This window comes from Microbacterium sp. Kw_RZR3 (genome assembly GCF_029222405.1).
In the GTDB taxonomy this organism is placed as follows: domain Bacteria; phylum Actinomycetota; class Actinomycetes; order Actinomycetales; family Microbacteriaceae; genus Microbacterium.
Map to the genome: position 1 here is coordinate 1 of NZ_JARHXC010000189.1, position 1,657 is coordinate 1,657.

Genomic DNA, 1,657 nt, shown 5'->3' on the forward strand with positions numbered 1-1,657 from the left:
GACGGATGCCGAGGTGCGCGAGCGGCTGTCGACCGAGGCCGTGGACGCGGCGGCGACCCTGAGTCCGGCGCGCGCGATGCAGACGCTGGCCGCGGCGTGCGGTGAGGCCTTGACGCGCCCGCGGCGCCGCTGACTCCGCCCGGGTGCGAGGCGCGAGGTGTCGTTCATATGCAGGACCGGTGGGGCTGATGTGCACGCTGCGCCTCGTTCGGCTCCTGTTGCGATGAACGCTCCTACATCTGGACCACGACCCGACCGGTCGACGGCCTCACTTCCGGCCGGCCCAGGGGTCGTAGTCGGCGATCAGGTCCTCTTGCGCGGGACGTTCGGCATCCGGGACATGCTGCAGGTTCACCCGCACGCGGTACCAGAGCGAGCTCGAACCGCGCATGCCGTCGACGAGGATGTCGGCCGGGTGGAGGGCGTCCGCGGCTTCCGGATGCCGTGACTTCCACGTCTCGAGGGCATCGAGAGCTTCGGGCTTGGTCTTCGTGCGCGCGACCTCGATGAGAGGCATGGTCGAGGCGCGGCGACCGGAGCCGTCGGAGCCGCGCGGAGGCTTCTCGGCGGGCCCCAGCTCTTTCGCGAGAGCCAGGAGGGCGTCGAGGGATCCTGCCGCGTCGTCGATCCCGGCGTGCGGATCGCCGATCGCGCGGAAGCGCTCGGGCACGGTGAGGACGGTGAACTCTTCGGGGCGGCGGTCGCGGACCTCGTCCCACGTCAGCGGAGTCGACACGCGCGCGTCGGGGAGCGCCCGGATCGAGTACGCCGAGGCGACCGTGCGGTCCTTTGCGTTCTGGTTGAAGTCGACGAAGACGCTTTCGCCGCGTTCCTCCTTCCACCAGCGAGCGGTCGCGAGCCCGGGCGCGCGGTTCTCGACCTCGCGGGCGAGCGTCTCGGCGGCGAGGCGCACGTCGGCGTAGTCCCACTCGGGACGGATGCGCACGAGGATGTGGAGCCCCCGCGAGCCCGAGGTCTTCGGCCATCCGACGAGCCCGTGGTCTTCGAGGACCTCGCGGGCGATGAAGGCGACATCGACGATCTGTGCCCAGTCGACCCCGGGCATGGGGTCGAGATCGACGCGCAGCTCGTCGGGGTGGTCGAGGTCCTCGGCCCGAACGGGGTGAGGGTTGAGGTCGAGGCAGCCGAGGTTGACGACCCACGCCAGGCCCGCGGCATCCCGGATCACCGTCTCCTCGGCGGAGGTGCCGGAGGCGTAGTGGAGGGTTGCGGTGTCGATGAAGGCGGGGTGCTTGTCGGGCACACGCTTCTGGAAGAACGGCTCCTGGTCGAGGCCCTTCGAGAAGCGCTTGAGCACCATCGGTCGGCCTCCTGCTCCCCGCAGGGCGCCCTCGGCGACGTCGAGGTAGTAGCGCACGAGGTCGAGCTTCGTCAGGCCTGGGGTGGGGAAGACGACGCGGTCGGGACTCGTGACGCGCACCTCATGGCCGTCGATGTCGAGGATCTCGGGGGGAGTCTTCGCGGGGCTCATGGCGCGAGGCTAGCGCCGGGTGGCGCGTGCGCCGCACCCCTTGCGGAGCGTGGCGCGCGGGGCTCGCAGAGAACGTCGAGTGTCCAAAACACGCCGTTACGAACGACGCCGTTGCGGCGTGTCTTGGACACTCGACAGGCGGGCGGGCGGGCGAGCTAGCGAGCG

The 1,657-nt window shown here is 70.7% G+C and carries 1 protein-coding gene; it reads right to left on the reverse strand.

The genetic code is table 11. The features are described from left to right. Positions 1-268 precede the first annotated feature (268 nt). Positions 269-1,492, reverse strand: coding sequence for a non-homologous end-joining DNA ligase (ligD, locus tag P2P98_RS10080; protein ID WP_275799540.1), 1,224 nt, complete (start codon positions 1,490-1,492; stop codon positions 269-271). Positions 1,493-1,657 lie beyond the last annotated feature (165 nt).

Coding starts and splice junctions, on each gene's coding strand:
- ligD (WP_275799540.1), bottom strand. CDS start 1,492: ATGAGCCCCGCGAAGACTCCCCCCGAGATCCTCGACATCGACGGCCAT.